At 69.9% G+C, this 25,630-nt stretch carries 22 protein-coding genes; 11 read left to right on the forward strand and 11 right to left on the reverse strand.

Translation table 11 applies throughout. The annotated features are described in order from the left end of the window. Nucleotides 1-44 precede the first annotated feature (44 nt). A complete protein-coding gene (locus tag IG98_RS0114375) occupies nt 45-803 on the forward strand; it encodes a DeoR/GlpR family DNA-binding transcription regulator (RefSeq protein WP_157594321.1) in 759 nt (252 codons plus the stop codon). A 29-nt stretch (nt 804-832) separates the two neighbouring features. Further along, complete coding sequence (locus tag IG98_RS0114380) at nt 833-2,002, forward strand: MFS transporter (RefSeq protein WP_030911408.1); 1,170 nt, start codon at nt 833-835, stop codon at nt 2,000-2,002. Between the two features lie 87 nt (nt 2,003-2,089). On the opposite strand, the gene IG98_RS0114385 is transcribed toward IG98_RS0114380, so the two are convergent. From IG98_RS0114385 to IG98_RS0114400, 4 genes are all read right to left on the reverse strand, one after another. Further along, a complete protein-coding gene (locus IG98_RS0114385; protein WP_030911411.1) occupies nt 2,090-3,685 on the reverse strand; it encodes a glycoside hydrolase family 13 protein in 1,596 nt (531 codons plus the stop codon). A 39-nt stretch (nt 3,686-3,724) separates the two neighbouring features. Next, complete coding sequence (locus IG98_RS0114390; protein WP_084195350.1) at nt 3,725-4,705, reverse strand: carbohydrate ABC transporter permease; 981 nt, start codon at nt 4,703-4,705, stop codon at nt 3,725-3,727. A 15-nt stretch (nt 4,706-4,720) separates the two neighbouring features. Continuing rightward, nucleotides 4,721-5,638 carry a carbohydrate ABC transporter permease gene (locus IG98_RS0114395; RefSeq protein WP_030911417.1) on the reverse strand — a complete coding sequence of 306 codons (918 nt, stop codon included), beginning with the start codon at nt 5,636-5,638 and terminating at the stop codon, nt 4,721-4,723. A gap of 72 nt (nt 5,639-5,710) precedes the next feature. Then, a complete protein-coding gene (locus IG98_RS0114400; protein WP_030911420.1) occupies nt 5,711-7,084 on the reverse strand; it encodes an ABC transporter substrate-binding protein in 1,374 nt (457 codons plus the stop codon). 885 nt (nt 7,085-7,969) lie between these two features. Here IG98_RS0114400 and IG98_RS0114405 point away from each other — a divergent pair. Both IG98_RS0114405 and IG98_RS0114410 read left to right on the forward strand, forming a co-directional pair. Further along, a complete protein-coding gene (locus tag IG98_RS0114405) occupies nt 7,970-9,343 on the forward strand; it encodes an FAD-dependent oxidoreductase (RefSeq protein ID WP_030911423.1) in 1,374 nt (457 codons plus the stop codon). Nucleotides 9,344-9,457: 114 nt separating this feature from the next. Then, nucleotides 9,458-9,745, forward strand: coding sequence for a Fe-S cluster assembly protein HesB (locus IG98_RS0114410; RefSeq protein WP_030911426.1), 288 nt, complete (start codon nt 9,458-9,460; stop codon nt 9,743-9,745). Between the two features lie 187 nt (nt 9,746-9,932). Here the strand turns inward: IG98_RS0114410 and IG98_RS0114415 are convergent, their stop codons facing one another. Beyond that, nucleotides 9,933-12,248 (reverse strand): phosphoketolase family protein, encoded by a 2,316-nt coding sequence (locus IG98_RS0114415; protein WP_030911429.1) that lies wholly within the window; start codon nt 12,246-12,248, stop codon nt 9,933-9,935. 278 nt (nt 12,249-12,526) lie between these two features. Here IG98_RS0114415 and IG98_RS0114420 point away from each other — a divergent pair, with 278 nt between their 5' ends. Both IG98_RS0114420 and IG98_RS0114425 read left to right on the forward strand, forming a co-directional pair. After that, nucleotides 12,527-13,372 carry a fumarylacetoacetate hydrolase family protein gene (locus IG98_RS0114420; RefSeq protein WP_030911433.1) on the forward strand — a complete coding sequence of 282 codons (846 nt, stop codon included), beginning with the start codon at nt 12,527-12,529 and terminating at the stop codon, nt 13,370-13,372. Nucleotides 13,373-13,439: 67 nt separating this feature from the next. Continuing rightward, nucleotides 13,440-14,627 carry an FAD-dependent monooxygenase gene (locus tag IG98_RS0114425; protein ID WP_030911436.1) on the forward strand — a complete coding sequence of 396 codons (1,188 nt, stop codon included), beginning with the start codon at nt 13,440-13,442 and terminating at the stop codon, nt 14,625-14,627. A 90-nt stretch (nt 14,628-14,717) separates the two neighbouring features. Here IG98_RS0114425 and IG98_RS0114430 read toward each other — a convergent pair whose 3' ends face one another. Genes IG98_RS0114430 through IG98_RS0114440 form a run of 3 tightly spaced genes read right to left on the reverse strand, consistent with a single transcriptional unit; the run spans nt 14,718 to nt 16,986 of the window. Continuing rightward, nucleotides 14,718-16,457, reverse strand: a complete 1,740-nt coding sequence (locus IG98_RS0114430) for a SulP family inorganic anion transporter (RefSeq protein ID WP_084195351.1) — start codon at nt 16,455-16,457, stop codon at nt 14,718-14,720. Continuing rightward, nucleotides 16,454-16,789, reverse strand: a complete 336-nt coding sequence (locus IG98_RS0114435) for an ArsR/SmtB family transcription factor (protein ID WP_030911442.1) — start codon at nt 16,787-16,789, stop codon at nt 16,454-16,456. Before IG98_RS0114435 ends, IG98_RS0114430 begins: the two co-directional genes overlap by 4 nt. A 2-nt stretch (nt 16,790-16,791) precedes the next feature. After that, complete coding sequence (locus tag IG98_RS0114440; RefSeq protein ID WP_157594322.1) at nt 16,792-16,986, reverse strand: hypothetical protein; 195 nt, start codon at nt 16,984-16,986, stop codon at nt 16,792-16,794. 292 nt (nt 16,987-17,278) lie between these two features. Here IG98_RS0114440 and IG98_RS48660 point away from each other — a divergent pair, with 292 nt between their 5' ends. Both IG98_RS48660 and speB read left to right on the forward strand, forming a co-directional pair. After that, complete coding sequence (locus IG98_RS48660; RefSeq protein ID WP_084195352.1) at nt 17,279-17,446, forward strand: DUF3073 domain-containing protein; 168 nt, start codon at nt 17,279-17,281, stop codon at nt 17,444-17,446. 362 nt (nt 17,447-17,808) lie between these two features. Continuing rightward, nucleotides 17,809-18,834, forward strand: coding sequence for an agmatinase (gene speB, locus IG98_RS0114450; RefSeq protein ID WP_030911448.1), 1,026 nt, complete (start codon nt 17,809-17,811; stop codon nt 18,832-18,834). A gap of 5 nt (nt 18,835-18,839) precedes the next feature. Here speB and IG98_RS0114455 read toward each other — a convergent pair whose 3' ends face one another. Then, nucleotides 18,840-19,289: a hypothetical protein gene (locus tag IG98_RS0114455; RefSeq protein WP_030911451.1), complete on the reverse strand. Its 450-nt coding sequence runs from the start codon at nt 19,287-19,289 to the stop codon at nt 18,840-18,842. 357 nt (nt 19,290-19,646) lie between these two features. Here IG98_RS0114455 and IG98_RS46855 point away from each other — a divergent pair, with 357 nt between their 5' ends. The 3 genes from IG98_RS46855 (at nt 19,647) to IG98_RS0114470 (ending at nt 23,582) form a co-directional block, all read left to right on the forward strand. Beyond that, complete coding sequence (locus IG98_RS46855) at nt 19,647-20,564, forward strand: CHAP domain-containing protein (RefSeq protein ID WP_051752076.1); 918 nt, start codon at nt 19,647-19,649, stop codon at nt 20,562-20,564. 94 nt (nt 20,565-20,658) lie between these two features. Continuing rightward, a complete protein-coding gene (locus tag IG98_RS0114465) occupies nt 20,659-21,597 on the forward strand; it encodes a siderophore-interacting protein (RefSeq protein WP_051752078.1) in 939 nt (312 codons plus the stop codon). A 146-nt stretch (nt 21,598-21,743) separates the two neighbouring features. Next, complete coding sequence (locus tag IG98_RS0114470) at nt 21,744-23,582, forward strand: glycoside hydrolase family 15 protein (RefSeq protein WP_030911461.1); 1,839 nt, start codon at nt 21,744-21,746, stop codon at nt 23,580-23,582. 58 nt (nt 23,583-23,640) lie between these two features. On the opposite strand, the gene IG98_RS0114475 is transcribed toward IG98_RS0114470, so the two are convergent. Next, nucleotides 23,641-24,870, reverse strand: a complete 1,230-nt coding sequence (locus IG98_RS0114475) for a bifunctional cobalt-precorrin-7 (C(5))-methyltransferase/cobalt-precorrin-6B (C(15))-methyltransferase (RefSeq protein WP_030911464.1) — start codon at nt 24,868-24,870, stop codon at nt 23,641-23,643. A gap of 155 nt (nt 24,871-25,025) precedes the next feature. Further along, nucleotides 25,026-25,424, reverse strand: a complete 399-nt coding sequence (locus tag IG98_RS0114480) for a TIGR03618 family F420-dependent PPOX class oxidoreductase (RefSeq protein WP_030911467.1) — start codon at nt 25,422-25,424, stop codon at nt 25,026-25,028. Nucleotides 25,425-25,630 lie beyond the last annotated feature (206 nt).

Consider the following 25,630-nt stretch of genomic DNA (forward strand, 5'->3'; position numbering starts at 1 on the left):
CCGCACGTTTGCCAATCTCACACAGCCAATGTTCAAATGAACACGTGGAAGGTAACAATCGCATTCGCGCGATCATGTCGGCGCTGCGCACCAACGACGCCGTCTCCGTCGCCGAACTGGCGACCGAGCACACGGTCTCAGAGATGACCATCCGCCGCGACCTCGACGAACTCGCCCAGCAAGGCGTGGTCAGACGAGTCCGCGGCGGCGCGGTGAGCCTGCTACTGCGCGGAGAGGAACCACCCTTCGTGGTCCGCGAACGCGAAGCGACCGAAGCCAAGCGACGCATCGCGAACGAGGTCGCAACCCTGCTCGCCGACGGCGAAGCCGTGCTGCTCGACAGCGGCACCACCTCCCTGGAGATCGCCCGCGCGATCCGTGACCGCCGCCTGACAGTCCTGCCGCTCTGCCTGCAGGTGACCGCCGAGCTCAGCACCGCCCCCCGGATCCGCCTGGTGCTGCCCGGCGGAGAGGTCCGCCCCGGTGAACTGAGCTTCACCGGCTCATTGACCGAAAGCGCCATCCGCTCCCTGCGCTTCGACACCGCCGTCATCGGCTGCTGCGGCCTGTCCGCCGAACACGGCCTCACCACCCACGACCTGTCCGACGTCGCCGTCAAGCAGGCCGCGATCGCCTCCGCCAGGCGCGTGGTCGCAGCCACCGACTCCGGCAAGTTCACCCGCACCGCGTTCGGCGCGGTCTGCCCACTGGACCGCCTCGACATGGTCGTCACCGACACCGCGCTCCCCCCCGCCGAGCACGACGCCATGATCGCGGCAGGCGTCGCCGTCCGCACCGTCTGATCCGCACCACTTGACTGGAGCCCTCCCCCGTGCATGTCACCCCGCTCGACCGGACCGCGCTGCTGCGCGGCCGGGTAGCGATCTACCTGCTCTTCCTGCTCTCCGGCATGGCCATCGGCACCTGGACGGCACGCATCCCATCGATCAAGCAGGGACTGGGACTGAGCGAGGGCGAGCTCAGCATCGCGCTGCTCGGCATCGCCGCCGGGGCGATCGCCGGCATGCAGGTGGTCGGCCATCTGGTCGACCGCTACGGCAGCGTCAAGGTGATGCTGCCGATGGCCTTCGCCCAGAGCGTGGTGCTGGTCCTGCCCGCCCATATGCCGAACCTGGCCGGCCTGGCCATCGCGCTGTTCCTCTTCGGCGCGGCGCACGGCACCCTGGACGTCGCGATGAACGCGAACGCCGTCGAGGTCGAGCAGGCCATGGGCCGGCCGATCATGTCGTCCTTCCACGCGGTGTTCAGCATCGGCGGGTTCCTCGGTGCCACCGCCGGAGGACTGCTCGCCCAGGCTTCGTTCAGCCCGGCAGCCACGTTCGCCGCGCTCGCCGTGGTGATCGCCGCGCTCGCGCTCTGGGCGGCCCGCTGGGCGCTCCCCCTGACCGCACAGGCCGTCCCCTCGGGAACGGAGCCGGCGTCCGGCGGGGGTGGAGGGGTGCTGCTGCTGGGTGTCCTGGCCTTCTGCTGCATGGTCGGCGAAGGAGCCGCGGCCGACTGGAGTTCCGTCTACCTGAGCGAGAGCCTCGGCAGTTCCGACGGGTTCGCCGCGGCCGCCTACGCCGCCTTCTCGGTCATGATGACCGCCGGCCGGTTCGCCGGTGACAGGCTGGCCGCCTGGCTGGGGCCGGTGAACCTGGTGCGCGCGTGCGGCGTGCTGGCCGCCTCCGGACTCGGCCTGGCTCTGCTGGCCGGCCATCAGGTCGCCGCGGTGATCGGTTTCGGCTGCTTCGGAGCAGGCCTGTCCTGCATCGTCCCCCAGGTCTTCTCCGCGGCCGGGCGCCGCGACCCGGCTCGCGCCGGACAGGCGCTGGCCCGGGTGTCGAGCCTGGGCTACGCGGGATTTCTCACCGGACCCGTGCTGATCGGGGGTGCCGCCGAGTTGATGGGCCTGCCTCGCGCGCTGGCGATTCCCGCCCTGCTGGCTTTTTTTGTTGCTCTGACCGCGGGGGCGCTCAGGACCACGCCCTTTACAAAGTAGATCAAAATAGTGGACGGTGTCGCTGACCGGCCGAGTGAGACTCGGCCGGTCAGCGACGGCCCCGTGTTCCGGGCCTTCGGACAGGGATCAGATCACCCGGAGCCAGACGGCGGTGTCGGAGGGGAGCCTGTCCCCCTCCATCGGGCCGCTGGCCAGCAGGATCGACTCGTGCTCCGGTAGGGAGACCGGCTCCGCGCCGAGGTTGACCACGCAGATCAGGCCCGACTCCCGGCGGAAGGCCAGCACCCCCTCCCCCACCTCCAGCCAGGCCAGTGTGCCGTCACCGAGCAGCTCACGACGCAGACGCAGCCCGGTGCGGTAGAGGGTGAACATGGACGCCGGGTCGGCGGCCTGCACCTCGGCCGTCAGTGCCTTCCACTCCGGCGGCTGCGGCAGCCACGGCTGTCCCGCGCCAAACCCGAACGGCGGCTCGTCACCCGACCAGGGCAGTGGCACCCGGCAGCCGTCACGGCCGGGATCGGTGTGGCCGGAACGGACCCAGATCGGGTCCTGGCGCAGTTCGTCCGGCAGGTCCTCCACCTCCGGCAGCCCCAACTCCTCGCCCTGGTAGACGTAGAGCCCGCCGGGAAGCGCCATCGCCAGCAGCGCGGCCGCGCGAGCCCGCCGCTCGCCCAGCGCCGGATCCGACGGCATGCCGTGCTTGCGGTCGGCGTGGTCGAAGGAGGTGTCGGCCCTGCCGTACTTGGTCACCGGGCGGGTCACGTCGTGGTTGGACAACACCCAGGTGGGGGGCGCGCCCAGCGGGATGTGCGTGGCCAGGGTCTCCTCGATCGACCGGCGCAGCGCGGCGGCGTCCCAGGCGCACGCCAGGAAGTCGAAGTTGAACGCGGTGTGCATCTCGTCGGGGCGCAGGTAGAGCGCGAAGCGCTCCTGGTCGGGCAGCCACACCTCGCCGATCAGGATCCGATCGTCGTACTCCTCGGCCACCCGGCGCCAGCCCCGGTAGATGTCGTGCACGCCGTCGAGGTCGGTGTACGCCTCCTCCCCCTCGCCGTCCATGTCCTTGACCAGCAGGGCGGCCGAGTCGATCCGGATGCCGTCCACGCCCCGGTCGAACCAGAAGCGCAGCACGTCGTGGAACTCCTCGACGACCTCGGGGTTGGCCCAGTTGAAGTCGGGCTGCTCGGGGGCGAACAGGTGCAGGTACCACTGGCCGTCGGCGACCCGGGTCCACGCGGGACCGCCAAAGATCGACTGCCAGTCGTTGGGCGGCAGCTCACCGCCCGCTCCCCGGCCCTCGCGAAACAGGAAGCGTTCACGCTCGGGCGACCCGGGCCCGGCCTCCAGTGCCCGCATGAACCACTTCTGCTGGTCGGAGCCGTGGTTGGGGACGATGTCGGTGATCGTCTTGATACCCAGGGCATGCGCCTCGGCGATGAACTCCTCCGCCTCGGCGAGCGTGCCGAACGATGGCTCGATGTCACGGTAGTCGGCCACGTCGTACCCGCCGTCGGCCATCGGCGAGGGGTACCAGGGGTTGAGCCAGATCGCACCGATGCCCAGGTCGGAGAGGTATGGCAGGCGGGCGCGGAGCCCCGCGAGGTCGCCGATCCCGTCGCCGTTGCCGTCGGCGAAGCTCCGGAGATAGACCTGGTAGATCGCGGCTCCCCGCCACCATGCTTCGGGGTCCGGGGTCGCTCCCGGGAAGGTGCTGCCGGACATGCTGGAACCACTCCTTGCGGTTGAAAGTGGGTAACGAGGTCAGCCCTTGAGACTGCCGGCCGTGAGGCCGGCCATGATGCTGCGCTGGAAGATGAAGAAGACCACCATGGTCGGGATACTCGCGATCACCAATGAGGCGATCAGCACGTTCTGCGGCATCTGCGCCGAGAGCGAGGCGATGCCCACACTGATCGTCATCTTGTCCCCGTCCGGCAACACGAGCAGCGGCCAGACGAAATCCTTCCAGACGTTGACCACCGAGAGAATGGACACCACTCCGAGGATCGGCCGGGAGACGGGCAGCACGATCGACCACAGGATGCGGGCCGGAGAGGCGCCGTCGATCTGGGCGGCCTCCAGCAACTCCCGGGGGATCGAGTCGAAGAACCGCTTGAGCAGGAAGATGAAGAACCCGTTGGCCGCCGCGGGCAACCAGATCACCCACGGGGTGTTCAGCAGGTCCCAGCCGAAGATCGGCATGTCCTTGACCGTCAGATAGGCGGGCAGCAGGATGACCATCGGCGGGATCATGAGCGTGGCCAGCATCAGCGCCAGGACCACATTGCCCAGCACCGGCCGCAGCTTGGACAGCGCGTAGGCGGCCGAGACGTCGATGGCCAGTGTGAACAGCCAGGCGCCACCGGCGTAGACGACGGTGTTGGTGAGGAAGAGTCCCAGGTCGAGCTGGTCCCAGGCCTCGGCGTACACCCCGAAGTCGAAGGAGGTGGGAAAGAAACTCGGCGGGATCTGCGCCAGCTCCTCGGGGGTCTTCAGCGCGCCGGTGACCATCCAGTAGAGCGGGAACACGAACACGGCGGTGAAGACCACCACCACCAGGGTCAGCGTGATCCGGTAGATCAGCCGCCCGCGCGGGGTGTTGAGCGTGTGCGGGGAGACCAGGCTGCGAAACTCCCTGGGCGCCTCCTTGGCCGCACGTGTCCGCCTGGTCTTCTTCCCCGAGCCCCGCTCCGGTGGCCGGGCGGGGACGGGGCGAGGTGGGTGGACTGTGAGGTTCGACATCGGCTCGGCTCCTCCCTAGCTCTGGTTGTCCCGCGACAGGCGCAGGTAGAAGGCGGAGAACACCATCAGCACGACCATGAGCATCAGCCCGAGCGCACCTCCGGCGCCGAAGTCACCGAAGTTGAAGGCGTACTGGTACATGAGGTAGGCGACGGTGAGCGTCGCGTTCTCCGGGCCGCCGCCGGTGAGCAGGTACGGCTCGATGAAGACCTGCATGGTCGCCACGATCTGCAGCAGCAGCATCACCAGCAGGATCAGCCTGGTCTGCGGGATCGTGACGTGCCAGACCCTCTTGAAGAGCCCGGCACCGTCCAGTTCGGCGGCCTCGTACAGCTCGCTCGGGATGCTCTGCAGCGCGGCGAGGTAGATCAGCGTGCCGGTTCCCAGGTTCATCCAGGTGGAAACGATCACGAGGGAGATCAGCGCGGTGTCCGTGGAGTCCAGCCAGCTCAGGGCCGGCAGGTGCGCCAGCTCCAGGATCTGGTTGAACAGTCCGGCGCCCGGGTCGTAGAACCACTTGAACAGCAGCACCCCGACGGCCGGCGGCAGCATCACCGGAAGGTAGACGATGAACCTCAGGTAGGCCCGCGCGTGTCGCAGCTCGTTGAGGACGATCGCCGCCACGAAGGGGATGACGTAGCCGAACACGAGCGCCAGGCCGGTGAAGGCGAGGGTGTTGAGCCACGCGTCGGCGAACGCCGAGTCCTCCGTCACGGTGCGGAAGTTCTCCAGGCCGACCCAGGTGGGGTCGTCGACGAAGTTCGTCTGCTGGAAGCTGAGCAGAACCTCTCGCACCATGGGGTACCAGGAGAAGAAGGCGAAGCAGATCAGCGCCGCGCAGAGGAACCCGTAGGCGGTCAGGTTGCGTTGCAGCCCACGCCGGAACGCCCCCGGTCCCCGCCGCCGTGCACCTTTCACGGTCATTGTGGTCATCGGTCGACTCCCGATTTCGACATGAGTGCCGGGGTGCCGGCCGACGGGCCGGCACCCCGGGAGGGCAGCAGATCAGCTCGACTTCGCCAGCACCTTGTTGGCCTTGGCCTCGGCGTCGGCCAGGAGCTTGTCGATGTCGGCGTCCTGCCTGGTCAGCACCGCCGACATGGGGACGTCGAGGATCGCGTAGATCTCCTGGGACTTCGGCGGCTCCAGCTTGTTCTGGATGGTCGCCGACCCCTCGACGAAGGGGGTGAAGTTCTCCACCGGCACCGTGGCGTTCGCCTTGCGCAACTCGGTGATCTCCTTGCCCGGCGCGGCGTCGCCGTACAGGTCGGGGATCGGCAGGCCGACCGGGCGGCCCTGCTGCTTGCTGCGCGCGTAGTTGAACTGGCCCTGGCCCGGGGTCAGCTCGTGGAACTCCAGCCACAGCATGGCGGCCTTGATCTTCTCGGGCGTGGCCTTGGGGTTGATCATGTAGCCGTCGCCGCCGTTGAGTGAGGCCTTGGCCTCGGGCAGGGCGGTGACCCCGTAGTCCTCGAACTTGCCCTTGAAGTCGTTGTTGACCGTCTGGACGACATCCGGGGCGCCGATCATCATGCCGAGTTTGCCGCCGCCCATCATCCGCATCAGGTCCTCCCACTGGAGGAGCTGCTTGGTGCCCATGCTGTCGTCGGTCCAGCGCATGGTCTTGAGGTTCTCCAGGACGGCCTTGCCCTCCGGGCTGTTGAACGCCGCGGTCTTACCGTCGGGAGTGACCATCTCGCCGCCCCGCCCGTAGAGGGAGGCGGCGAAGTGCCAGCCGCCGGTGTTGCCGGCGCTGTACTCGCCGAATCCGACATATCCGGCACCAAGTCCGGAGATCTTCTTCGCGGCCTCCCGCACCTCGGCCCAGGTCTTGGGCGGCGCGGCGGGGTCGAGACCCACCTGGGTGAACAGCTTGCGGTTGTAGACCAGGCCCATGGAGTAGTTGTTCCTGGGAAGGCCGTAGATCTTGTCGCCTTCCCTGAAGATGCTCATGACGTCGGGCCGCAGGTCGCCCAGCTTGGTGACGCCGCCGACGTACGGGCTGATGTCGGCCGCCTGGCCCGCGGCGATGATCTTCTTGACATCGGTGTAGTAAACGTAGAAGACGTCCTCCATCGTGCCGCCGGCCAGCTTCGCCTGGAAGGTGTCCGGGTTGATGCAGGGGAAGGCGTCCTTGCTGTCGATCGTGATGTTCGGATGCAGCTTCTGAAACGCGGCGACGTCCTCGTCCCAGGCGGTTCGCTCCAGCGGGTTGCTCTTCGGCGGCTGGCAGCCGACGGAGATCGTGACCGGAGCATCGGCCCCAGCGGCGCTCGGACTGGTTTCGGCGGCCTTGGATCCGCTGTCGTCGTTGCCACAACCGGCGGCGGTGAGCGCGATGGCTGCGGCGAGCAGCATCGAGAGCTTGGGGGATTTCATCCGAGGCACTCCTTGGCGGGTCGGTTGCGAGAAACATATAGAGGCGTGCAGAAAGTAGCAAGAGTTCGTCAGTTCAGATGCAAAAAAGTGACAGTGATCGGTCGGCCATCCCGCCGTAACACTTCGCCGCGAGCCAAAACCCAATCTGACCTGCGGCTATATCGAGACGACACGGAATGGAGTCATCCGGCTGCAAGAAGATGCTTGATGACGTCATTTTCTTGTCAGAACTTTCAGAAAACGGTTGCTTGAAGCCGTACCGCCCGAAGGAGGGTCCAGGCCGCGGGGAGCGGCGTCCGACTCCCGCGTGGACACTCGAAAGCGCGCGTGGGCACGGGGCCTCTCGTCCGCAGGCCGGGTGGGATGACGCGTTCACTCAGGTGGCGGACCGGTTCAGGCGGCGGGAGGTACGCCTGCGCGCCCGCGCCTGCATTCAGGGACCACTGTCCAAAGTGGAACGCCAGATCCGGGTCGCCGCCACCTCGTTCAATCCTTCGGAGACGGCGCTGCGGTCGGGGATGCTGCGAACCGTGCTGCCGGTGAAGCTGCCCCACACCCTTGGCTGGGACGTCTCCGGCACGATCGCCCGTGTCTTCGACTGCTTCTACCGCGCGATCGCCACCCGCGGCCCGCCCGGCTCTGGCCTGGGCCTGGCCATCGTCAAGGAAGTCGCACACCGCCACGGCGGCGGAGCCAGCGCGGTCCTCACCCTGGGAGCGGCGGTGACCCCCTGCGAAGAGAAGATCCCTCCACCGCGCCCTGGCCGAACACGATCAACACCTACTTTGCCCCTGGCCGCGGCCAGGGGAGTTCCAGGCCTGGATGGCCGTTTGAGCACACCACGCGGTGGAAGCCGTAGCATCGACGGTCCACGAGGGGGAGACGATGACGGAACGACTGGTGGTGATCGGCGGCGACGCCGCGGGAATGAGCGCCGCCTCCCAGGCCAGGGACCGGCGCGGGCCCGACGATCTGCGGATCGTCGCCTTCGAGAAGGGCGCACACGCCTCCTACTCGGCCTGCGGAATCCCCTATCTGGTGGGCGGTGAGGTCACCGACGTCGAGTCCCTGGTCAGCCGGCGCCCGGAGGTGTTCCGCGACAAGCTGGACATAGACCTGCGGCTGCGCAGCGAGGTCGTCGAGATCGACCTCGACCGGCGCGCGGTGGCCGTACGCGGCAGGGAGGGCGACCTCGGCTGGGAGCCGTTCGACCAGCTCGTCATCGCCACCGGCGCCGTGCCCGGCCGCCCCGACCTGCCCGGGGCCGGCGCCGGGGGCATCCACGGCGTGCAGACCCTGGACGACGGCATCGCGCTGCTGCGGGCCCTGGAGAGGAAACCACGCGAGGCGGTGGTGGTCGGCGGCGGCTACATCGGCCTGGAGATGGCCGAGGCGCTGGTGCGGCGCGGCCTGAAGGTCTCGCTGGTCGACGCCGCCGACCAGCCGATGAGCACGCTCGACCCGGACATGGGCGCCCTCATCGCCGGCGCACTGCGCGACCTGGGCATACGGGTGCACCTCGGCGAGCGCGTCGAGGGATTCGAGGAGTCGGGCGGGCACGTCACCGCGGTCCGCACCGAGAACCTGAGCCTGCCGGCGGACCTGGTCGTCCTGGGGCTCGGTACCCGGCCCAACAGCGCGCTGGCCGAGGCTGCGGGCATCGAGGTCGGCGAGACCTCGGGGATCAGGACCAACCGGCGGATGCGGACCCGGACGGAGGGCGTCTGGGCCGCCGGCGACTGTGTCGAGACCTTCCACCTGGTCTCCCGGCAACCCGTCGCGATCGCGCTCGGCACCCACGCCAACAAGCAGGGGCGTGTCGCGGGTATCAACATCGGCGGCGGCTACGCCTCCTTCCCGGGGGTCGTCGGCACCGCGGTGTCCAAGATCTGCGAGTACGAGGTGGCGCGTACCGGCCTGACGACCGCGGAGGCGGCACGGGCCGGGTTCGAGCCGGTCGGTGAGATCATGGAGTCAACCACGCGCGCCGGCTATTATCCCGGCGCCCGCCGGATGAAGATCAAGATGATCGCCGACCGGGGGACGGGCCGGCTGCTGGGTGCCCAGATCGTCGGCCAGGAGGGCGCGGCCAAGCGCATCGACGCCCTGGCCATCGCCGTCTGGCACGAGATGACCGTGGAGGAGATCACCGGCCTCGACCTGTCGTACGCTCCCCCGTTCGCCCCCGTGTGGGACCCCGTCCTGATCGCCGCACGCAAGGCGGCCGGGCACATCGAGCGGCTGGGCAGGAAGGGCTGATCCGCCGGCACGCCCAGGACACCGCGGCCACAAGAAAATCCGGGTGGATGGTTGGGCCGGATGAGAGCGGGCAAGGGCGAAGAATCCAAGTCCCGATACCGACAAGGAGTAGCAATGCTCACATTGACGGACACCGCAGCCCAGGTAATCCGGGATCTCAGCTCGCAGGTGACGGACTCTCCCGACACCGGGGTGCGCATCTCGTCCCAGAGCGACGGCACCGGATCGCTCATGCTCTCGATCGCCGAACACCCCGAGTCCGCCGACAGGGTGGTGGAGTCGGCAGGAGCACGGATCTTCCTCGACCCACAGGTCGTGGACATGCTGGACGACAAATCCCTGGACGCCGACGTCGACGAGGGTGGCGGCGTCGCGTTTCTCGTCACCGAACAGCCTCACTGACCATCCGCCGTAAATCCGGCACGCGTGCCCCCGATCCCCTCAGGAGACCGGGGGCACGTCCGTGTTCCAGCGCCCTCACGGCCGTCCTCGTCAGGGGCTGAGCATAGTTGGGTGTTCTCCGCTGGGGGTGTGCCCCGCCCGGGAAACCGGTGCGGCCTCCATGGGCAGGGCACGGGCAGGGTCGTGGTCAGTACGGCCAGGTCCAGTCCCGGATCTCGGCGGGATCCTCTCCGTACTCGCGGGTGTGGGCGCGAGCGCTCAGCCGGCGGTCCATCATGTGCTGACGCAGATGCGCCGACCGCTCCGCCAGTCCCGGAACCCGGTCGATGACATCCATGACCAGGTGGAAACGGTCGATGTCGTTGAGCATGGCCATGTCGAACGGGGTGGTGGTGGTCCCCTCCTCCTTGTAGCCGCGCACATGGATGTTGTCATGGCCGTGGCGCCGGTAGGTCAGCCGGTGGATCAGCCACGGATAGCCGTGGAAGTTGAAGATGATCGGCTTGTCGGCGGTGAAGACCGTGTCGAACTCCGCGTCCGACATGCCGTGCGGATGCTCACTCGGCGGCTGCAACCGCATCAGGTCCACCACGTTGACCACCCGCACCCTCAGTTCGGGCAGATACTCGCGCACCAGGGCCGCCGCCGCCAGCGTCTCCAGCGTGGGCACGTCCCCCGCGCACACCAGCACCACGTCCGGCTCGGTGCCGGCATCGCTGCTGGCCCATTCCAGGATGCCCAGGCCCCGGGTGCAGTGCGCGATCGCCTCGTCCATCGGCAGCAGGTCCAGCACCGGCTGCTTACCCGCCACGATCACGTTGACGTAGTCACGCGAGCGCAGGCAGTGATCCGCCGTCGACAGCAGCGTGTTGGCGTCCGGCGGCAGGTAGACCCGCACCACCTCGGCCTTCTTGTTCACCACCACATCCAGGAAGCCCGGATCCTGATGGCTGAAACCATTGTGATCCTGACGCCACACGTGCGACGACAGCAGGTAGTTCAACGACGCGATCGGCCGCCGCCAGTGGATCTTCCGGCAGGCCTCCAGCCATTTGGCATGCTGGTTGAACATCGCATCGACGATATGGATGAACGCCTCGTAGCAGTTGAAAAGCCCATGACGGCCGGTCAGCAGGTACCCCTCCAGCCACCCCTGGCACAGGTGCTCGCTGAGCACCTCCATCACCCGCCCACCCCTGGCGAGGTTCTCGTCGGTGGGCAGGATCTCGGCGTCCCAGGCCCGGTCGGTGACCTCGAAGACCGCCGACAGCCGGTTGGACGCCGTCTCGTCGGGGCCCATCAACCGGAAGTTGTCGGGGTTGACGGCGATCACGTCACGCAGGAACATCCCCAGCACCCGGGTGGGCTCCGTCGACACCCGGGCGGGAGCCTTCACCTCGACCGCGTAGTCACGGAAGTCGGGCAGCACCAGCGGCCGCAGTAGCTCACCGCCGTTGGCGTGCGGGTTGGCGCTCATCCGCAGCGGCCCCTCGGGGACCGTCTCCAGGACCTCCGCCACCGGGTGGCCTCGGCCGTCGAACAACTCCTCCGGCCGGTAGGAGCGCATCCACTCCTCCAGCATCGCCAGGTGCTCGGGACTGTCGCGCACTCTGGTCAACGGCACCTGATGCGCCCGCCAGGTCCCCTCCACCGGCAGGCCGTCGACCTCACGCGGCCCCGTCCACCCCTTCGGCGTCCGCAGGACGATCATCGGCAGGCGGTCGGCCCGTCCCTGCCGGTAGTCGGCGATCTGGTCGAACACCCGCTCCAGGGTCTCGGCCATCAGCACGTGCATGACCTCGGGGTCCTCGCCGGAGACGAAGTGCGGACGGTAGCCGTACCCCTCCATCAGCTTGACCAGTTCCTCCTCGGGGATCCGGGCCAGCACGGTCGGGTTGGCGATCTTGTAACCGTTCAGATGCAGGATCGGCAGCACCGCCCCGTCGCAGGCGGGGTCGAGGAACTTGTTGGAGTGCCAACTACCCGCCAGCGGCCCGGTCTCGGCCTCGCCGTCGCCGATGACGCAGGCCACCACCAGGTCCGGGTTGTCGAACGCGGCTCCGTAGGCATGGGCCAGGGCATAGCCCAGCTCACCGCCCTCGTGGATCGACCCCGGTGTCTCGGGCGCGACATGGCTGGGTATGCCGCCGGGAAAGGAGAACTGCCGGAACAGCCGCTGCATCCCCTGAGCATCCTGCCCCACATCCGGATATTTCTCGGTATAAGAGCCCTCCAGCCAGGCATGCGCCACCGCCGCGGGACCGCCGTGACCGGGACCGGCGACGTAGATCATGTCCTGGTCGCGTTCGGTGATGATCCGGTTGAGGTGGGCGAAGCAGAAGTTCAGCCCCGGCGTGGTCCCCCAGTGCCCCAGCAGCCTGGGCTTGATGTGCTCGGGTCGCAACGGTTCGGTCAGCAGCGGGTTGGCCAGCAGGTAGATCTGACCGACCGACAGGTAGTTGGCCGCGCGCCAGTAGGCGTCGACGTGCGCGAGTGCGTCCATACATCGACAGTTCCTCCACGGAGGCGTTCCAACCGCACCGCGGCAAACGTAGTTCACCCCCGTGTGCCGCGGCGCGAACGGGAAGGTGCCCGCGGCGAGCGGCCCTCACCCGCACCCGGCCGGAGCCGAGATCTCCACACCACCGTGATCATCTGTATCTTCTGTCCCATTACCGTATTGAGGTGGAATGTACGAAGATCTCCAGGGTGAGCCGAGGGCACCGTGGCGGTGTTCGAGGATGCGGTGGTTCCCCTCGGCGGGAACGTCGGGAGTGAACGATGAGATTTGTCGGGTTCCGGGATGGTCGTCAGGTCCGGGTGGGAGTGCTGACCGGCACCGGCCAGGTGGTGCCGCTGGCCGAGGTGAGCGAGTTCTACGAGGACCTGCCCGGCTGGACCGCCAGGGCGCGCGAGCTCACCACCGGTGAGCCGACGGGTCAGCCGGCGTTGGGCGAACTGAGCCTGGCTCCGGCGGTGACCGGTTCCGCACGGGTGCTGTGTGTCGGGTTGAACTACCGCGAACACGCCGCGGAAGGCGGTTTCTCCACCCCGGAGACACCGACGATCTTCGGACGGTGGACGACGTCGCTCGCGGTCGACGGGACACCTGTGCCGGTGCCGCCGGACGAGGCGGGCCTGGACTGGGAGGTCGAACTGGTCGCGGTGGTCGGTACGGCCATGCGGTGCGTGGACCCGGAGACCGCGCTCGCCGGGGTGTTCGGCTACGCGGTCTTCAACGACCTGAGCGCCCGGCGGGCACAGCGGCTGACCGCGCAGTGGACGCTCGGCAAGAACTCCGACCACAGCGGGCCGATCGGGCCCGTCGTGACCGCCGACGAGGTGGGCGACCCGGCTGGCGGCCTCCGGCTGGTGACCCGGGTCAACGGCGAGGTCGTCCAGGACGGCAACACAAAGGACATGATCTTCCCGGTCGGGCAGGTGCTGGCGCACCTGAGCCGGACGATGACGCTGCTGCCCGGAGACCTGGTGGCGACCGGCACCCCCTCGGGGGTGGGGCACGCACGCACCCCGGCGTGGTTCCTGCGACCCGGTGACGTGGTCGAGGTGGAGATCGACCGGCTGGGCTCGGTGCGCAACCCGATCGTGGCCTGGCCGGAGAGCTGAGACGACGTCGCGGGCGTGTCGGCCGGTGCGCCGGAACGAGACGCCGTTCGAGGAGAGGAACCCCTGAGTGAGAATCGTCATCATCGGCGGAGGCCTCGGCGGGCTGGCCGCCGCCCTGCTGCTGCGGCAGGCGGGTGTCGAGGCGGTCGTGTACGAGCAGACCGCCGAGCTGCGTGAGGTCGGCGCCGGGATCGTGGTGGGCCCCAACATGGTCCGTCCCCTGGCGCGGGCCGGGCTCGGCGAGCGGCTGGCGTCCTTCGCCGTGCCGCTGGAGGCCGCCTGGGAGTTCCGGCGCTGGCAGGACGGCCGGGTACTGTTCTCCCAGCCGATGGGCGAGGAGTGCCGCCGGCTGTACGGCGCCGACTGCTACGTCGCGCACCGGGCCGACCTGCTCCAGATGCTGCTGGAGGCACTGCCCTCGGACGCGGTCAGGGCCGATCGGAGGCTGGAGACCCTGCGCCAGGACGGCCCCGAGGTCGAGCTGGTCTTCACCGACAGCCGGGGCGAGAAGACGACGGTGACCGCCGACGGGGTGATCGGCGCGGACGGCATCCACTCGGTGGTGCGGCCCGCGGTCGTCGAGAAGGAGCCGCCGCGTTTCTCCGGGCTGTGCGCCTACCGGTGCCTGGTCGAGGCCGAGCACGCGCCGGAGCTGGCGCTACGCCGGGTGCAGACGCTCTGGCTGGGCCCGGGCCGTCACTTCGTCCACTACCCCATCAGGGACAGAAAGCTGATCAACATCGTCGCGATCGTGCCCGCCGGCGAGTGGCGTGTCGAGTCGTGGACCGCCGAGGGACGGATCGAGGACCTGGCATGCGAGTTCGAGACCTGGGACCCGCGGCTGAGGCAGCTGGTCGCCTCGGCCACCGAGACCAGGCGCTGGGCCCTGTACGACCGCAGTCCCCTGGAGCGCTGGACGTCCGGGCGGGTGGCCCTGCTGGGGGACGCCGCCCACTCGATGCTGCCCTTCTTCGGCCAGGGAGCCGCCCAGGCGGTCGAGGACGCGGTGGTCCTCGCGAGCTGCCTGCGCGTCGCCACCCGCGAGACGGTGGCGCAGGCGCTGGTCCGCTACGAGGAGATCCGCCGGCCCCGGGCCTCGCAGGTGCAGCTGATGAGCCGAGGCCGCGAGGTGCAGAACCACCTGCCCGACGGGCCCGCCCAGCTGGAGCGCGACGCGGCCTTCGCCGGCGGCGATCCGCTCCGGCAGAACGCCTGGCTCTACGGCCACGACCCAGAGACGATCACGGCTGGCTGAGGCGGCCGGTACGCACGCTCCGGTACATCCCAGGCCCGGCGTCGGAGCCTCCGCCGGGCGGCCGGGGCGCTCAGCGGCGCGCCCGGCCGTTCACGGTCCGGCCGCGACCTCGTCCCGGGGCTCGGTGGACGTCGCGGTGGACGCCCTCGGCGGCGGCTGCCTCTCGGCGGCGGTGAGCAGGTCACGGGCGTGCATGATGGCGGCGGGGGTGTCGGGAAAGATCAGGCCGTCGTGCCGCAGATGGTCGGCCACACCGAGCGCGGCCAGCACCTGATCGTGACCGGGCCGGATGCCGGACAGCAGCACGGTGACGCCGCGGTGTTCCAGATCGGTGATCACCTCTCCCAGCACCCGCGCCCCGGTCGCGTCGAGAGTGGAGACCCGGGACATGCGCAGGATCACCACGCGCGTGTCGGCGACCTCCGACAGCTCCAGCAGGAACCGATGGGCGGCGGCGAACACCAGCGGCCCGTCGAACCGGTAGGCGACGATGTGCTCCCGCAGCAGCCGGTACTCCTCCTCGCTGTGGTCACCGCTCTCCAACGGCACCCGCTGCACCTGCGTGTTCCTGACGATGGCGCGCAGCGCCAGGACGATCGCCGTACCGATGCCGACGGCGACCGCGGTCACCAGGTCCACGGCGACCGTGACGACGAAGGTGAGCAGCATGACGAGCCCGTCACCACGTGTCGCGCGGGCGATGGCGCGCAGCGAGCCGACCTCGACCATCCGCACCGTCGTGGCCAGCAGCACACCGGCCAGCGCCGCCAGCGGGATGTGCCCGACGACTCCGGAGGCCGCGAGCACGATCACCGCCAGCACCACCGCGTGGCTGAGTGCGGCCAGCCGGGAGCGGGCGCCCGAGCGGACGTTGACCGCGGTGCGTGCGATGGCGGCGGTGGCCGGGATGCCGCCGAACAGCGGCACGGCCAGGTTGGCGATGCCCTGGCCGAAAAGCTCGCGGTCGGGGTGGTGTCTCTCGTTGACGCTCATCCCGTCGGCCACGGAGGCGCACAGCAGGCTTTCCAGGGCCGCCAGCGCGGCGACGGCCAGCGCCGAGGGAAGCAGCGCGGCTATCGCGCCGGTGTCGAGGAAGCCCAGCGAGGGGGCGGGCAGACCTGTGGGAAGCGCTCCGACCTGGGCGACATCAAGGCCGGCGAAGACGGTGACCACCGTCGCCAGCGCCACACCGATCAGCGAGAAGGGCAGGCCGGGCCGCAGACGGGTGCCGACCAGCATGAGGGCGGCCACCGCCACGGCCATCACCACGGGCACCGGGTCGGGGGCGGCGGCGAAGCGGGCGACGGCCTCGGCGGCCACCCGCCAGACCTGCTCCCCGTCCACTCCCGAGACCCCGAGGGCGGCGGGCACCTGCTGTAGCGCGATCACCACGGCGATCCCGGCGGTGAACCCCTCGATGACCGAGGTGGGGATGAACTGAACGTAGCGGCCGACCCTGGCCACCGCGAGCCCGACCAGCACCACCCCGGCCAGCAGTCCGACCATCAGCACACCGGGTGCGCCGAACTGGTGCACGATCGGCAACAGCACCACGGTCATCGCGCCGGTCGGCCCGGAGACCTGCAGGTTGCTTCCGCCGAAAACCGCCGCGAGCGCCCCGGCGACGATCGCGGTGACCAGGCCTGCCTGGGCCCCCATCCCCGAGCTGACCCCGAAGGCCAGCGCGAGGGGCAGCGCCACGACCGCCACGGTCAGCCCGGCCAGCAGATCCCGCCGCGGATCGCGACGTGCGGGTGTCCAGTCGGCGCGAGTGGGCAGCAGGTCCGACAGGCGGGCCCACCATCGCCCGGCGGCGGTGGACGCGCTCACCCGCGAGCCTCGGCGCGCAACTCGGCGAGCAGCTCACCCTGCTCGGCGAGCAGCTCGGTCAGGATGGCTCGCGCCGCGAACATCAGGGTGGCCACATCCGGGGTGGAGAGCGCGTACACGACGGTGGCGCCCTCCCGGGTGGCGGTCACGAGCCCGGCACGGCGCAGCACCGCCAGCTGCTGGGAGAGGTTGGACGCCTCGACGTCGATGGCGCTCAGCAGATCCCGCACCGGCAGGGGGCCGTCCTGCAGCAGCTCCAGCACCCGGACACGGACCGGATGGCCGAGGGTGCGAAAGAGCTCGGCCTTGGCCTGGTGCAGTGGCACCGGCATGATCACGCGGCCCCGGCGACTGGCCCGCCACCGGGGGGTCGTACATCGACGCCGTGCCGGGCGGCGATGCGCAGCAGGTTCTCCAGGCGCCCGGTCAGGACCTCGACCGCGTGATCGTCGGAGGCCTGGCGCATGAGCTCCAACTCGTCGTCGACATCGGCTATGCGCGCCCTTAACTCCGCCGCGAACTCGCTCACGCCCCCCACCTCCCGTGGATCAGGTCATCCCCCGGCGCCCGGTTTACCGGTACACCATTCCTGATGATGTGCCAAATTGCATAATTCTTCAAATCGTAATGACGTTGGCTATGATGGCGGGAGCCGTTTTCCACAGGTCCCCGGCCGGTCGGGCCCGATCAATGACGGATCGACCGGCAAGCGGGATACTTGGTGCGGCTACCGCGGGCTGACCTGCGGCGTCAGAGCGCGCCAGCCGGCGATGCGACAGTGACGAGAGGCCGAGCACGGCCTGCGTGAGGGAGTACAGCCAATGGGACGGGGCCGAGCCAAGGCGAAGCAGACAAAGGTTGCTCGCGAGCTGAAGTACAGCAGCCACAGCATGGATCTTGACCGGTTGCGTAAGGAGTTGGGCGCCGGTGACGATACCGCGCCGGAGAGCGAGGCCGACGACCCTGTCGGCGAGCCGACAGGCAGGTAGGGCTGGTTGCGCGGGACTTCGCGGATCGAGGGAACGGCCCGTGCCCCCGAGTACGACGGCGAATCCCGCGCAACATCCTGCAACATCATTGAGGCGACCGGGCAGAGCTGCTTACCGTCACGGTTGTGCGATACCGCCGCAACGGCGGGTCACACCCCCGTACGGCGCGTCGACGGAGAGCTCTGGCGGGTCCCACCTCATCAAGACGGTGACCGGCTGCCCTTCCCCCCGGACGCCGGGATCCGCCAGTTCACACGCCGTGGCCCCGGGAAGAATCGCCGGCTCCCGCGAGGTCACACCTCGCCGAGGCGGAAAGTCTCCCTGGGCCACGGCCACCACCCATCGCGTGCGCCGGAGAGTCCTTGACGAACCGCTACGGGGCCCAGTTCGGGCCCGACATCACCTTCCTCGGCGTCGGCCGGTGCTCACTGGATGATCCCGCCAGCTACGCGGGCGCCGACATCGTGATCGTGGGGGCGCCGTTCGACGGCGGCACCTCGCACCGGCCGGGAGCGCGCTTCGGGCCGCAGGCGATCCGGATGACCGACTACCTGCCGCACGACGGAGCGCGTCCCAGCCTGGCACTGCGCACCGACGGGCTGCGCGACCTGCGCGTCCTGGACGCCGGTGACGTCGAGATGCCGCCCGGCGACATTCTGGCCTCGCTGTCCGCGCTGGAGGCCGCCGTCGAGAAGGTGGCCCGAGCCGGAGCCATCCCGGTGGTCCTGGGCGGTGACCACTCGATCGCCTTCCCCGACGCCAAGGGCGTGGCCAACGTCCTCGGGCACGGCCGGATCTCGATGATCCACTTCGATGCCCACGCCGACACCGGCGACATCGAGTTCGGCTCGCTGTGGGGGCACGGGCAGCCGATGCGCAGGCTCATCGAGTCGGGGGCGCTGCGCGGCGACCGGTTCCTGCAGATCGGCCTGCGCGGCTACTGGCCGCCGCCGGAGACGCTGGACTGGATGGCGGAGCGCTCGATGCGCTCGTACGAGATGACCGAGATCGTGCACCGCGGCCTGACGGAGTGCCTCACCGAGGCCTTCGCCATCGCGACCGACGAGTGCGACGGTGTCTTCCTGTCCGTCGACATCGACGTGTGCGACCCGGGTCACGCGCCGGGCACCGGGACGCCCGAGCCCGGCGGCATCACCGCGCGCCAGCTCCTCGACTCCGTGCGGCGCATCTGCCTGGAGCTGCCGGTCGTCGGAGTCGACGTGGTGGAGGTCAGCCCGCCCTACGACCACGCGGACATCACCGCAGCGCTGGCCAACCGCGTGGTTCTCGAGGCGTTGAGCGCCATCGCCCGGCGGCGGCGCGACGCCCAGGACGGTACGGCGTGGAACCCGCTGCTTCCCCTGCTCGCCGACCGCCCGGACCGCTGAGAGGTCTACCTGGTTCTCGGGCGGTTGCCCCATCTGGGCTTGCGGAACAGGTCGCGCCGCTCCAGCAGGTAGACGAGCTTGGCGGCCGCGAGCCTGACGGCCTCCTCGTGCCGGTGACGCTTCTGCGGTACGGCGGCGCTCCAGCGCTCAAGCAGCAGGGCGATCTCCTCGGCGAGTTCGCCGATCACCCGGTAGCGGGTGCTGAAGGCGTAGAGGTCCCCGTGCACCGCGTTCACCAGGTCCTCCTCGACCCGGTGGGCGAGCGGCCTGACCCGGCTGAGGATCCCGGCCTCCATCGCCGGGGTGACCGGCGCCCGGCGGGCGTCGCCCTCGGGCACCATGATGAGGGCCCGGATCCGCGCGACGGCCAGGGCACGCTCGGCCTGTGGGGTCGCAGAGTGCTCGGCGAGGTCCAGGAGGCGGCGGAGGGTCTCCTGTGTCTTGTCGTCGAACATGGAAACCCATTCCGCCTTCGCGTCCGATGTTCTCGCCGGACCGGGAGACCGGGTCTCGGTGTCGGCATCCGCGCATGCCGCGCATGTGCGATCACATGCTATTCGACCCGATGGGCACGGGCGGCTCCCGGTGTCCCCCTCGCTCGCGGTGCCCGCTCCCGGCCGCCGGACGATCTTAAAGGGTGTACGGCAGGGTTTCACCCCTTTTGCCGAATCCGGCATCCGACAGCCCCGCAAGCCTGCTTTTTCCGTTAATAGCCTCACTTCTCGGTTTTTCTGCGATTACAGTCCAGCTCTATCGGACGGCGCCCCCCTTCGCGGAAGGGCGGAGGAGAGTGGACGGGGTGGCTCACGGCCATGGATCCGATCGGTGACGATCTGCTCAGAATCATCAGGCCCGAGATCGGGTACCGGGAGGGGCCCGGCAGGCACAGCAAGTTCGGTGAGTGGTACGCGGCCCACGTGGTCCAGGACCCGCAGTACGAGACGGCCCCGTGGTGCGCGATGTTCGTCGCCTGGGCCGCGGAACGGGCGGGCGTACAGCAGTACGTCGGGCAGTTCGCCTGGACCCCGTCGCAGGCCCGCTGGTTCGAGACGAACGGCGCCTGGTCGCGGACACCCGAGCCGGGCGCCCTGGTCTTCTTCGACTGGTCGGGCGGCAAGGACATCAAGGGGATCGACCACGTCGGCGTCGTCGAGAGCGTCGAGGGTGGAACGATCCACACCATCGAGGGGAACGTCGACCGGGTCTGGCTGAAGCGCAAGACACGCGACCAGAGCAAGGTCGTGGGCTACGGCCTGCCGCGCAAGGTCAAGGAGCACCTGGCGGGGAAGGACGACACCGCCCCGCAGCAGAGCGGCCGGATCGAGGTCCGCCCGGCACTCGCCCCGGCCTCCACCGCCCTGACCGACGCCTCGGGTACGCTCCCCGTCTCCATGGAGAGCGCCATGGTCGCGGCGCTGCTGACCTTCGTCCTCGGCACGTCGTTCGTCCTGTCCCGGATGCGTCCCCGCGTCTCGGCGGGACGGCACCGCAGGAGGAACGGGCGGCAGGAGCCTCGCCGGCGGGCGGAACGGCGGACCGGCGAAGCACCCCAGGCCGGGGCGTCCGAACAGGACCGGGCCGGCAGTCCGGAGACGCTCCGGGTGAGCAGACCGGGCTGGGCGCACGAACCGTACCGCGCGGATCGCCCACGATCCGTCACCGGCCTTGTCCCCGAGCCCCCCGTCCCCGAGGCCCCGGCCCCCGAGGTGGAGGCGCGCCGGGCCGCGTGACCTCCCGACCGGCGAACACGGACTCACAGATTGATTAATAAGGTTAGGCAAAGCTAAGTTACTGGGAACGGCACTTCCCAGTAAAGGCGGCGTGATGACAGCGGGCGGCGAGCAGACCCTGGAGCGGACAGCGGGGGTTCCGGCCTACCGGGGCCACCACGTGGAGGTTCTGCGGACGGCACGGCTCAGCCCGAGCTTCGTCCGGGTCACCTTCGGCGGCGAGGATCTGGCGGGCTTCGCCGACAAGGGCTTCGACCAGCGGATCAAGGTGATCCTCCCGCTGCCGGACGGCAGCCTCACCCCCCTGGGCGACGGGGACGACTGGTACCAGCGCTGGCGTGCGCTCCCACCGGAGCTGCGCAACCCGATCCGCACCTACACCGCCCGCGCCGTCCGGCCGCAGCGGCGCGAGCTCGACGTCGACTTCGTCCTGCACGGTGCGACCGGCCCCGCGTCCCGGTGGGCGACCCAGGTGACCCCCGGAGACCGGGTCGTGGTGGTCGGCCCCAACGCCGCCTACCCCGGCCCCACCGGCGGCCAGGAGTGGGCGCCGCCCCCCGGGGCGACGCACCTGCTGCTGGCCGGAGACGAGACGGCCGTGCCCGCCATCACCACGATCGCCGAGTCGCTCTCCGGTTCCGTACCCGCCACGGTGCTGCTGGAGATCCCTGAGACCGCCGACGCGCTCGCCCTCGATGTCCGCCCGGGTGTGCGGGTCAGCTGGCTGCCCCGCGAGGGGGCCCGCCACGGCGACCTGCTCATTCCCGCCGTCCGCGACGCCCTGAGCGCACTCACCGTACCGGCGGGCACCGCCCCCGATGCCACCGCCCCGCTGGAGGACGTCGACGTGGACACGGAGATCCTTTGGGAGGTCCCGGACGCCTCCGCGACCGGCGGCCTGTACGCCTGGCTGGCGGGCGAGGCGGGAATGGTCAAGCTGCTCCGCCGCCACCTGGTACGGGAGGCGGGAATCGACCGCTCCTCGGTGGCCTTCATGGGCTACTGGCGGCTGGGACGCGCGGAGAACGCCTGAACCCGGCGGCAGCGGCCCCGCGGGGCCTTTGCCGTTCCGTACCCGAAAACCTGCCGACTCCTTGACCCGGGACGGAGCCGACCGGGTGTCCGGGCCGCGTAGCTTGAGGGCGTACGATGCCCGGCTCGCGGCCTGGGAGGGCCGACATGACAGCAGCACGGCCCGACCTTCACGACCCGGCGGGAAGCCCCGGATACCTGCCCATCGCCGACCACGGACTGATCGGCGACCTGCGCACCGTGGCGCTGGTGGACACCCGCGGCACGATCGACTGGTACTGCTGCCCGCGCTTCGACGCGCCCAGCGTGTTCGGCTCGATACTGGACGCCACCCGGGGCGGATCGTTCGAGCTGGGCACCGATGTGCCCGCGAGAACCAGGCAGTTCTACTTCCCGGACACCAACGTGCTGATCACCCGGTTCTCCGCGACCGACGGGGTGGGCGAGATCCAGGACTTCATGCCGGTCGTCGACGACTCCGGCGAGCGCGACCGGCACCGGCTGATCCGGCGGGTGAGATGTGTACGGGGATCACTGCCGTTCCGGGCACGGGTGGCTCCCAGGTTCGACTACGGCAGACAGTCCCACGTCCTGAGCATGCGGGACGGCCGGGCGACCTTCGAGTCACCGTCGCTCCGCCTGACCCTCTCCTCCAGCACGACCCTGGAGGCGGACGGCCAGGACATACGCTCGGAGTTCAAGCTCAACGAGGGCGAGTGGGCGGTGTTCGCCCTGGACAGGCTCAGCGACGACCTGGCCCCGCGCCCATGCCCGATCGAGGAGGCCGAGGAGCAGTTCACCGCCACCGTCGCGTTCTGGCGCCGCTGGCTGTCGGCGTCGCGCTACCGCGGCCGGTGGCGGGAGATGGTGCACCGCTCCGCGCTCACGCTGAAGCTCCTCACCTACGCGCCCACCGGCGGGATCGTGGCCGCCGCGACGACCAGCCTGCCCGAGCGGATCGGCGGAGAACGCAACTGGGACTACCGGTACGTCTGGATCCGCGACTCGGCGTTCTGCGTGTACGCACTGCTCAGGCTGGGCTTCGGCGAGGAGGCCGAGGCGTTCATGAACTTCCTGTCCAAGCACGTCAGCCACGACTGCGGCGGCCCCTCCGGGCCACTGCAGATCATGTACGGCATCGACGGGCGCACCGACCTGCCCGAGATCGAGCTGGCCCACCTGGAGGGCTATCAGGGCTCGGCCCCGGTCCGCGTCGGAAACGCCGCCGTGGACCAGCTCCAGCTGGACATCTACGGCGCTCTCCTCGATTCGATCTACCTCTACGACAAGTGGCACCGGCCGATCTCCAGTGAGCTCTGGGAGGAGGTCCACCTCCTGGTGGACTGGGTCTGCGACAACTGGGACCGGCCGGACGAGGGCGTGTGGGAGACCCGCGGCGGGCGCAAGAACTTCGTCTACTCGCGGCTGATGTGCTGGGTGGCGATCGAACGGGCCATGCGGATGGCCGCCCACCGCGGCCTGCCCGCCGCCACCCAGCGCTGGCAGCTGGCCCGCGACGCGATCTACCGGCAGATCATGCGGCGCGGCTGGTCGGAGCGGCTGGGGGCGTTCGTCCAGCACTTCGACGACGACGTCCTCGACGCCTCGGTGCTGATGATGCCACTGACCAAGTTCATCTCCCCCACCGACCCCAAGTGGCTGTCCACCCTCGACGCGCTCGGCGCGAACCTGGTGTCGGACTCGCTGGTCTACCGCTACGACCCCTCGGCCAGCCCGGACGGGCTACACGGGCAGGACGGCACGTTCTCCATCTGCTCGTTCTGGTACGTCGAGTCGCTCACCCGCGCCGGGCGCCTGGACGAGGCGCGGCTGGCGTTCGAGAAGATGCTCACCTACGCCAACCACCTCGGCCTGTACGCCGAGGAGATCGGGCAGACCGGCGATCAGCTCGGCAACTTCCCGCAGGCCTTCACCCACCTCTCGCTGATCAGCGCCGCCTTCAACCTCGACCACGCCCTGGGCTGATCCCCCGGCCACGGCGGGCGGGTGCCAAGGCCCGGACCGCCAGGAACGCCCGGGCCGCTCAGCGGGCACCCTCCCGGACCGGTGGCTTGACCACGGTCCAGATCGTGACGGGCGCCATCGGCCGCCAGCCGGTGAAGCCACCGGCCGGGACGGTCCTGCTGACCGCCAGCCGGACCAGGTCCCCACCGAGTTCCCCCTGCCAGGAGGCCAGAGCCGCCTCCGACTCGACGGTCGCCGCGCCGGCCACCAGCCTGCCGCCCGGCCGCAGCGCCTCCCAGCAGCCCTCCACCACCCCCGGAACGGTCACCCCACCGCCGATGAAGACGGCTCCCGGCGCCTTCAGCCCGGCGAGCGCGGCGGGGGCGACACCGGTCACCACGTCCAGACCGGGAACTCCCAGCGCCGTGGCGTTACGGACGATCACGGCCGCCCGCGAGGGGTGGGACTCCACCGCGACGGCCCGGTTCTCCGGATGGGCACGCATCCACTCGACACCGATGCCGCCCGCCCCAGCGCCGATGTCCCACAGCAGCTCGCCCGGGGTGGGCGCCAGCCGGGACAGGACGACCGCGCGCACCTCGCTTCCGGTGAGCCGCCCGTTGTGCCCGAACACCTCGTCCGGCAGACCGGGCAGCCGGGGCAGCGGAACGGTCCCGGCATCGGCACGGCACTCCACGGCGACGACGTTGAGAGCGTGGGCCACCGGCAGGGACCACTGACCGGCCGTACCGGAGATCACCCGCTCCTCGGCGCCCCCCAGCCTTTCCAGGACCGTCATCGCGCTCGCGCCGTAACCTCGGGCGCTGAGCAACCCGGCGACCCCGGCCGGAGTGTGGCCGCCGGCGCTGAGGACCAGGATCCGGCGACCGTCCTGGACGGCGGGATGCAACACCTCGACGGGACGCGCCACGAGGCTGACCACCTCGACCCGGTCGACCGCCCAGCCGAGCCTGGCACAGGCCAGGGAGACCGACGACGGGTGCGGCAGGATTCGGACCCGGTCGGCGCCGAGCAGCCGTACCAGGGTCGCGCCGATGCCGTGGAACATGGGATCGCCACTGGCCAGCACGCATACCCGGCGGCCCCGGTGGCGGGCGATCAGCTGGGGCAGGGCGGGAAGCAGCGGCGAGGGCCAGACGACGCGCTCGGCGCTGGGCTCGGGGAGAAGCCCCAGCTGTCGTGCGCTCCCCATCAGGACCTCGGCGGCGTGCAGCTCGCGCCGCGCCTCCTGGGAGAGTCCGGCCCAGCCATCGGCTCCGATGCCGACGACGGTGACGAGGTCAGACATCACCCACCCCTTCCCGGTGCCGTTCTACCGCTCCACCGGGCGACATGCTAGCCCGGCGCCGGGTCCGGCCGCGGATCGCGACCAGGCCCGGCGCCGGTCAGCCGTGCACCGGTGTGGCGGATGGGCACGGGCACGCCGCGACCACTCGCCGCCACTCAGCTCCCCGGGTTGAAGATGACGTCATCGGGCGTGATCCGCACCGTGACGCGCTGCTCATCCGGCTTACGGAAGGGATAGGACTCCACGCCGAGATACTTGTTCGCCAGGCCGTCGATGACCTCGTCCGCACCCTCCAGCTCCAGCCGGGCCTTCCCCGAGACGCTGACCAGGTGATAGTCGTTCTTGGGATCCAGGACACTCACCGACACGCGCGGGTCCTCGCGCAGGTGGCGCTCCTTGGCCCGGCCCACGGCCGTGTTGAAGACGACGTCGTCTCCGTCGACGTCAACCCACACGACCGTGCTGTGCAGCGAACCATCCGGCCTGACAGTGGTCACCCAGGCATGAATCGGCTGCTTGAGCAGGCTCTTGGCGTCTTCGCTCAGTTTTCCCACGGGAACCTCCACCTCATGGACGATGTCTACAGGGCAGTCGAACATCGCTCGCACGTGATCGATTCCACCTCCGCCGAGAAAACCGCCGGCGATTCACGGCACCGGGCACGCCTCGGCGGGCAGCGTTCGGGAAGGCGGCGGTCATCGCGGCTTCGCGGGCGGACCCGGCGCGGAATCCACGCCGCCTCCCCGGCAGGACCGCGCCC

Origin of the sequence: Streptosporangium amethystogenes, from assembly GCF_000721075.1 — a bacterium.
GTDB lineage: Bacteria > Actinomycetota > Actinomycetes > Streptosporangiales > Streptosporangiaceae > Streptosporangium > Streptosporangium amethystogenes.